Annotated in this window: 7 protein-coding genes and 1 pseudogene; 4 read left to right on the top strand and 4 right to left on the bottom strand. The window is 70.7% G+C overall.

The annotated features are described in order from the left end of the window. Positions 1–146 precede the first annotated feature (146 nt). The 4 genes from coxB to B8460_RS05645 are packed head-to-tail and all read left to right on the top strand — an operon-like array spanning position 147 to position 3,706. On the top strand, positions 147–1,088 hold the full coding sequence (gene coxB, locus B8460_RS05660) for a cytochrome c oxidase subunit II (protein ID WP_048860608.1): 942 nt from the start codon (positions 147–149) through the stop codon (positions 1,086–1,088). Continuing rightward, positions 1,085–2,755 carry a cytochrome c oxidase subunit I gene (gene ctaD / locus B8460_RS05655; RefSeq protein WP_048860607.1) on the top strand — a complete coding sequence of 557 codons (1,671 nt, stop codon included), beginning with the start codon at positions 1,085–1,087 and terminating at the stop codon, positions 2,753–2,755. The genes coxB and ctaD overlap by 4 nt, the downstream gene beginning before the upstream one ends. Then, complete coding sequence (locus B8460_RS05650; protein ID WP_048860610.1) at positions 2,745–3,407, top strand: cytochrome c oxidase subunit 3; 663 nt, start codon at positions 2,745–2,747, stop codon at positions 3,405–3,407. Before ctaD ends, B8460_RS05650 begins: the two co-directional genes overlap by 11 nt. Then, positions 3,404–3,706, top strand: a complete 303-nt coding sequence (locus tag B8460_RS05645) for a hypothetical protein (RefSeq protein WP_199445555.1) — start codon at positions 3,404–3,406, stop codon at positions 3,704–3,706. The genes B8460_RS05650 and B8460_RS05645 overlap by 4 nt, the downstream gene beginning before the upstream one ends. Here the strand turns inward: B8460_RS05645 and B8460_RS05640 are convergent. The 4 genes and pseudogenes from B8460_RS05640 to B8460_RS21675 all read right to left on the bottom strand — a co-directional run. Then, positions 3,696–4,484: a VOC family protein gene (locus tag B8460_RS05640; protein ID WP_048860606.1), complete on the bottom strand. Its 789-nt coding sequence runs from the start codon at positions 4,482–4,484 to the stop codon at positions 3,696–3,698. The genes B8460_RS05645 and B8460_RS05640 overlap by 11 nt on opposite strands. 255 nt (positions 4,485–4,739) lie before the next feature. Further along, positions 4,740–5,912 carry an iron-containing alcohol dehydrogenase gene (locus B8460_RS05635; protein ID WP_048860605.1) on the bottom strand — a complete coding sequence of 391 codons (1,173 nt, stop codon included), beginning with the start codon at positions 5,910–5,912 and terminating at the stop codon, positions 4,740–4,742. Positions 5,913–6,028: 116 nt separating this feature from the next. Then, positions 6,029–6,301, bottom strand: a complete 273-nt coding sequence (locus tag B8460_RS05630) for a hypothetical protein (RefSeq protein WP_148360389.1) — start codon at positions 6,299–6,301, stop codon at positions 6,029–6,031. 93 nt (positions 6,302–6,394) lie between these two features. After that, positions 6,395–7,073, bottom strand: a pseudogene (locus B8460_RS21675) (hypothetical protein); the annotation flags it as partial.

The raw sequence follows: 7,073 nt of genomic DNA, 5'->3' as shown, positions 1-7,073 counted from the left end.
CCGCTCGCCGATCTCGCGCATCTGCGGGCGCGCGAGGACGCGCTGCTGTCGCATTATGCCTGGATCGGCGACGTCCACGCCCGGGCGCGCATCCCGCTGGCGCGCGCCATGGACCTGACCGTCGGCGCCGGCCTGGGACCGCCGCCATGAACCCGCAGCAACAGGCGCTCTCGCTCTGGCCGTCCGCCGCCTCGGCCGCGGCGACCAGCGCCGACCATCTCATCTGGTCGTTCACCGCGCTGACGCTCGTGCTGGTGGTGCCGATCTTCCTGGGCATCGCCTGGTTCGCGCTCCGCTACCGCGACGGCAAAACCGCTAACCGCCGCCTGCGCCACGGGCATGACCGGATGATCGAGCTGGGCTGGATGATCATCCCCTTCGTGCTGACGCTGATCTTCTTCGTCTGGGGCATGCGGCTGTTCGTCGATCAGAAGCTGCCGCCGGCCAACGCCATGCGGATCGAGGCGATCGGGCGGCAATGGATGTGGAAGTTCGAGCATCCGGGCGGACAGGCGGAGATCAACGACCTGCACGTACCCGCCGGCCAGCCGGTGCTGATCAACATGATCAGCCAGGACGTGATCCACGGGCTGTACGTGCCGGCGCTGCGCATCCAGATGGAGACGCTGCCCGGTCGCTACACGCAGCTCTGGTTCAACGCCGACCGGGTGGGCACCTACCGGCTGCTGTGCAGCGAGTTCTGCGGCACCGATCACTCCACCATGGTCGGGCTGCTGTACGTGATGACGCCGGCCGACTATGCCGCGTGGCTCGCGCGCAGCCATCACGGCGAGCGCATCGTCAGCGCCGGCCGGCGGCTGTTCGCGTCCTATGGCTGCGCCGGCTGCCACGACGGCGGCACCGTCGCCGCCCCGGCGCTCGCCGGGCTGTACGGCCAGGTCGCGGCGAACGGGGCCTATGTGGACGACACCTATCTGCGCAGCGCGATCCTCGACCCGGACAGCACCCGCGTGCCCGGCCAGCCTGCCGTCATGCCGCCCTTCAAGGGCGTGGTGAGCGAGGACGATTTGTTCCGGCTGATCGCCTACATCAAAAGCCTTGATCCGGCGGCGGAGGCGTCGCGATGAGCACATCGGAGCGGGCATTCCGCGATCCCGCGCCGGCGCCCGCGACGATCGGGCGGCCGCCGGACTACCTGCACGAGAGCCACACGCTCCGCTCGTGGTTCCTCACCACCGACCACAAGCGCATCGCGCTGCTGTATCTCGCGGCCATCACCGCGTTCTTCGTGGTGGGGGCGATCGCGGCGGGGCTGATCCGCCTGTCGCTGGTGGTGCCGAACGGGGAGATCTTCACCAACGACACCTACAACAAGATCTTCACCGTGCATGGCGTGGTGATGGTCTGGTTCTTCCTGATCCCGTCGATCCCGGCGACGTTCGGCAATTTCCTCATCCCGCTGATGATCGGCGCCCGCGACCTCGCCTTCCCGCGCCTCAACCTGCTGAGCTGGTATATCTTCGTGGGCGGCGCGCTGTTCACCCTGGCCGACCTGATCATCGGCGGCGTCGATACCGGCTGGACGTTCTATGCGCCGTTCAGCACGACGTTCTCCAACACCTATGTCATCCCGGCGCTGATCGGCGTGATCATCGTGGGCTTCTCGTCGATCCTTACGGGCCTGAACTTCGTCGTCACGATCCATGCCATGCGCGCGCCGGGCATGACGTGGTTCCGCATGCCGATCTTCGTCTGGACGCACTACGCGACCAGCCTGATCTTCCTGCTGGCGACGCCGGTGATCACCATCGCGCTGATCCTGCTGCTGATGGAGCGCGCCTTCGGCATCGGCGTGTTCGACCCGGCGCTGGGCGGCGACCCGGTGCTGTTCGAGCATCTGTTCTGGTTCTATTCGCACCCGGCGGTCTACATCATGGTGCTGCCGGGCATGGGCGTGATCAGCGAGATCGTGCCCGCCTTCGCCCAGAAGCGCATCTTCGGCTATCGCTTCATCGCCTATGCGACGATCGGGCTGGCGTCGATCACCTTCGTCGTGTGGGGTCACCACATGTTCGTCAACGGCATCGGCACCGGGGCGGCGGTGGTGTTCTCGGTCCTGTCCTTCGCCGTCGCGGTCCCGTCGGCCGTGAAGGTCTACAACTGGACGGCGACCATCTATAAGGGCCGCATCCGGCTGCAGACGCCGATGCTGTACGCGATGGGCTATATCGGGCTGTTCGTCCTCGGCGGCCTCACCGGGCTGTTCCTCGCGACCCTGGCCATCGACGAGCATGTCCACGGCACCTATTTCGTGGTCGCGCATTTTCACTACATCATGGTGGGCGGCACGATGCTCGCCTTCCTGGGCGGGCTGCATTTCTGGTGGCCGAAGTTCACCGGGCGTCTGTATCCCGAAGCCTGGGGACGCATCTCCGCCTTTCTCATCTTCATCGGCTTTAACGTGACGTTCTTCCCGCAATTCCTGCTCGGCTATCTCGGCATGCCGCGGCGCTATCACGACTACCCGCCGGAGTTTCAGCTGCTCAACATCCTCTCCTCGGCCGGGGCGACCATCCTGGCCGCGGGCTACCTGTTCCCGATGGTCTACCTGATCTGGTCGCTGTGGTTCGGCGAGCGGGCGAGCGCCAATCCATGGGGCGCGCGCGGGCTTGAATGGACGACGCCGTCGCCGCCGCCCGCGCACAACTTCGCCCGGCAGCCGATCGTCGATTTCGAACCCTACGCCTATCCGGACCCGCCGGCGGATGACGACGGCGCGGCGCATGTCGGCTAGCGTCGCCGCGCCCGAGGGCGTCGGGATCGAGGTCGCGGAGCAATTCGCCGACGCGACGCAGCAGCGCCACGCCGCACAGCTCGGCATGTGGGCCTGGCTGCTGACGGAGCTGCTGCTGTTCGCGGGGCTGTTCCTCTGCGCCGCCGTGCTGCACGTGACGCATCCGGCGGCGGTCGCGCGCGCGGCGCGGCATCTGAAGGTCTGGATCGGCGCGGCCAACACGGCGGTGCTGATCTGCTCCAGCCTGACGATGACCGGCGCCATCACCGCCTCGCGCCATGGCTGGCGGCGCTGGATGCTGCGCTGCCTGCTGGCGACGGCGGCGCTCGGCACGCTGTTCCTGCTGCTCAAGGGGTTCGAGTACTATCAGGACTATCTGGAACACATGACGCCGTTCCTCGACCGGCCCTATGCGCTGGCGGGGGAGCCGGCGACGCGGCTGTATATCGACCTGTATTTCCTGACGACCGCGCTGCACGCCCTGCACCTGACGACGGGGGTGGCGATCCTGCTCGGCATGACATGGATCGCGCGCAAGCCGCGCTTCCTGCACCGGCATCAGAACTGGATCGAGGTCTATGGCCTGTACTGGCACTTCATCGACCTGATCTGGATCATGGTGTTCACGCTGATCTACGTGGTGCCACGGTGAGCGCGCCGGACACGGAGCCGTCGCTCGGCGGCCTGCTGCGGCACATGCGCGTGGCCGTCGCGGCATTCGCGGCGCTGCTCGTGGGACTCGGGGCGATCGTCGTGCTCGGCGTGGTGGCGCCGTCGTCCGCCTCCTCGGTCATCATGCTGGTGCTGCTGGCGGCGATGGTGGCGACGGTCCTGCTGTTCTCCATGGAGGTGCCACAGGAGCCGCCGCTCACCCGCTTCTTCTCCGGCCTCGGCTTCGCCTGGGTGGCGATCCTGGTCGGGATGACGCTGCTCGACTATTTCACGCGATAGCACCTGGCCGCGCGCCGACCAGCGCGAAGGCCGCGCCCTGCGGGTCGAACGCATGGATGATCCAGCTGCCGCCGGGCACCTGGTCCGGGCCGCGCACGACCTGTCCGCCCTGCGCCGTGGCGCGCGCGGATGCGGCGTCGATGTCGGGCACGTTGAAATAGTGGCGCCAGGCCGGACGCATCGCGGCATCGAAGCGCGTCATCATGCCGCCGATCGCGCGGCCGCCATGGTCGAAGAGCTGATATGTGCCCATCCCGTTCATGTCGATCGGCTGCCCGCGCGTCCAGCCAAACAGGGCGGCGTAGAAGGCCAACGCCGCCTCGTGCTCGGCGGCGCACAGCTCGTGCCAGCCGACATGCCCCGCGGCATCGGGCGCGGGCGGCGTCGGCATGTCGTCGGGGGGAAGGCCGCGGAACAGCACGAAGGGCGCGCCCTGCGGGTCGGTGACATGGGCGAAGCGACCGACGCCCGGGATGTCGCTCGGCGGATGCGAGACGGTGCCGCCGGCCGCCGTCACGCGCGCGGCGTCGGCGTCCACGTCATCGGACCAGATATAGCCGAGCCATTGCGGCCGCGCGCCGGCATCAAGCGCCGCCTGCGGCCACGGAAAGATGCCGCCGATCCGCCCCTCGCCCGCGCGCAGGATCGTGTAGCTGCGGTCGGCGAAGCCGGAGTCCTCGGCGGTCCAGCCGACGACCGCAGTATAATAGGCCGAGGCTGCCGGCGCGTCGGTGGTGCACAGCTCGCACCAGACGAAACGGCCTTGGGACGCGGACATGGCGATCTCCTGTGTGCGGCGCGGGGTGCGATCGGGGCGACGTCGCGGGACGGCACGGGTCAATCGGCACGGCTCGATCGGCACGGGGGCATCGCCAAGGGCACGGCGTTGCGGGGGCGGTGCGCGGACGGCGCAATACTCCAATCGTTGATACCTGCCCGTGTCAACGTCGGCCCGCCTGTCGCATGCGACGACGCCGCATGCACGGCACCGGCCGGTCCCCGCCGCGCGCCCTCGCGCGCTGAACCCCGTCGCTCAGGCCGCGAGTTCGAGGATCTCGCGCACCTCCGCCGGCCCCGCGATGGGACGCGGGTTGCGCGGTATCCAGGCCGTGCCCATCGCCTGCTCCGCGATGCGGTCGTACTGGTCCGCGCCGATCCCGACCGCGCGCAGCGAGCGCGGCATGCCGAGCCCGGCGATGAAATCGGCCAGGACGTCGGCCGCATCGGCGCCCGGATGTCCCATGGCGGCGGCCACCAGCACCTGCCGCGCCGCGTTGGCGGGCCGGTTCCAGCGCATCGCCGCCGGCAGCATGATGCAGGACGTGTGGCCGTGCGGGATGTCGAACACGGCGCCGAGGACGTAGCCGATGCCGTGGCTGGCACCCATCGGCACGCCGGCGGCGAGCGGCCCCATCGACAGCCACGCCCCGGTCTGACAGTCGAGGCGGGCGTCGAGATCGCCGGGATCGGCCGCGACGCGCGGCAGGCCAGAGGCCAGCAGCGCGAGGCCGCGCAGCGCCAGCGCGTCGCCGTACTCGTTCGCCTCGCCCGAGCAGATGCCCTCCACGCAGTGATCGACCGCGCGCATGCCGGTGGACAGGAACAGCCAGGCGGGCGTGTGTCGCGTGATCGCGGGATCGAGCACGACGGCGCGCGGCATCACCAGCGGGTGGCGCATCAGCTCCTTCACCCGGCGCCGCTCGTCGGTGACGCCGGCGATCGCGCTGAACTCGCCGGCGGACAGCGTGGTGGGCACGCTGATCTGCCGCACCGTGGGCGCGTTGAGGGGCGGCGGCACCAGCGCGCCGTCCGGCCCACGCACCGGGCGCAGCGCGTCCATGCCCTCGATCGTGTCGATGTCGTTGGCGAGACAGAGCTGCACCGCCTTGGCCGCGTCCGTCAGCGAGCCGCCGCCCACGGTGAGCAGCAGGTCGGCGCCGGCCGCCCGTGCCTGCCGCGTCGCCGCGAGCACGTCGGCGCGCGGCGTGTGCGGCCGCATCCCGCTATAGGTCCCGGCGCAGCGCGCGCCGAGCGCGTCGCGGATGCGCGCGATCTCGTCCGTCCCACGCTCCAGCGACGCGCTGACCATCAGCAGCGCGCGCGCGGCCCCGACCCGCGTCACCTGCGCCGCGACGCCCTCGGCGGCGGCGACGCCGAACACGACTTCCTCCATGTGGCCGAACCCGACGCGACCGTGACGCGGCATGCCATCCTCCCCGGCTTATTGACGGCGAGCATAGGCCGCGTCGCGGCCGTGATCGACCGCGCGCCGGCAGTCGCCCTCAGGGGTGTCCCAACGCCGGCGTTCCGATCGGGGGCGCGTCAGCCGGCGGGCGCTTCGGCAGCGACTGCGCCGGGATCGGGGGCAAACGGATCGGGGCCGTCGCCGGTGTCCACCCAGCGCCGATAGGCCGCGATCTGCGCCGCGCTCGGCAGGGTACGGATCACGGCACCGGCGCGGTCGCGCAGCTCGATCACGACCAGCCCGAGCGCGGCATCGTGGCGGATGCACGGATCGGGCACGTCCCGGGCCGAAGCCGCCACATCTGGTGTCCCATCTGGCGCCCCATCCGCCACATCCTGCGATGCCGCCATCCCCGCGCCCCCGTCCCGCCGCCGCGCCGGGCACGCCGCCACGAACGCACGCACCAGACTGGGCGCTGATGGTTGACGCGCGGTGAAGCCCGGTCAGGTGGGACGGTAGTTCCACCGCATCGCCAGCCAGCTCCGCAGCTCCAGCAGCGACGCCGGCGAGGCGGCAAGCAGGCGGGTGGCCGCCGCGGCGGCGGCGGGCGGCAAGGGACGCACGGCATGGGCCGTCGTCTCCGCGACCAGCGCCGGGGCGACCACCGCCTCGTCGCCGGCGCGCCGCCACACGGCGACCAGCGACGCCGGCGTCAGCGGCGGCAGCATCAGCCCGAACGTCAGCTCGGTCGCCGCGACGGTCGCGCGCCATGCCTGATACAGCGGCCCGGACGGTGCCGCGCCGCGCAGCCGCCCATGCAGCTCCACCACCGTCGGCAGGTCCGGGAACAGCGGGTCGCGCACCTGTGCCCCGTCGATATCGGTGGCCCCGAGGCTGAACACCGGCTGCGCGCCCAGCGCGACATAGGCGGCGACCTGCCGCGGCACGTCCGGGCCATGCAGCAGCACGAAATCCGCCTCGCCCGACGCAAAGGCCCCCCGCTTGGCCGCCGCGTCCATCAGGCCGAACGTCGGCTGCACCGGCAGGCCGAGCAGGTCGAGCGCCAGCAGCACGGCGATCGCCGATCCCGTCGCGCTGGCGCAGGCGAGGCGGAGGACCGGGCGGCGTGCCAGCGCCTCGACCCCCATGCGGCCGACCAGCACGGCGGAGCCGGCCGCCGCC

It is taken from the genome of Acidisphaera rubrifaciens HS-AP3 (genome assembly GCF_000964365.1).
Classification (GTDB): Bacteria; Pseudomonadota; Alphaproteobacteria; order Acetobacterales; family Acetobacteraceae; genus Acidisphaera; species Acidisphaera rubrifaciens.
Note: the sequence above shows the minus strand (reverse complement) of the source record. Positions and strands in the feature narration are given on the sequence as shown.

Excerpts from the sequence above, each read along its gene's own strand:
- coxB (WP_048860608.1), top strand. The coding sequence starts at position 147 with ATGAACCCGCAGCAACAGGCGCTCTCGCTCTGGCCGTCCGCCGCCTCG.
- ctaD (WP_048860607.1), top strand. The coding sequence starts at position 1,085 with ATGAGCACATCGGAGCGGGCATTCCGCGATCCCGCGCCGGCGCCCGCG.
- B8460_RS05650 (WP_048860610.1), top strand. The coding sequence starts at position 2,745 with ATGTCGGCTAGCGTCGCCGCGCCCGAGGGCGTCGGGATCGAGGTCGCG.
- B8460_RS05640 (WP_048860606.1), bottom strand. The coding sequence starts at position 4,484 with ATGTCCGCGTCCCAAGGCCGTTTCGTCTGGTGCGAGCTGTGCACCACC.
- B8460_RS05635 (WP_048860605.1), bottom strand. The coding sequence starts at position 5,912 with ATGCCGCGTCACGGTCGCGTCGGGTTCGGCCACATGGAGGAAGTCGTG.
- B8460_RS05630 (WP_148360389.1), bottom strand. The coding sequence starts at position 6,301 with ATGGCGGCATCGCAGGATGTGGCGGATGGGGCGCCAGATGGGACACCA.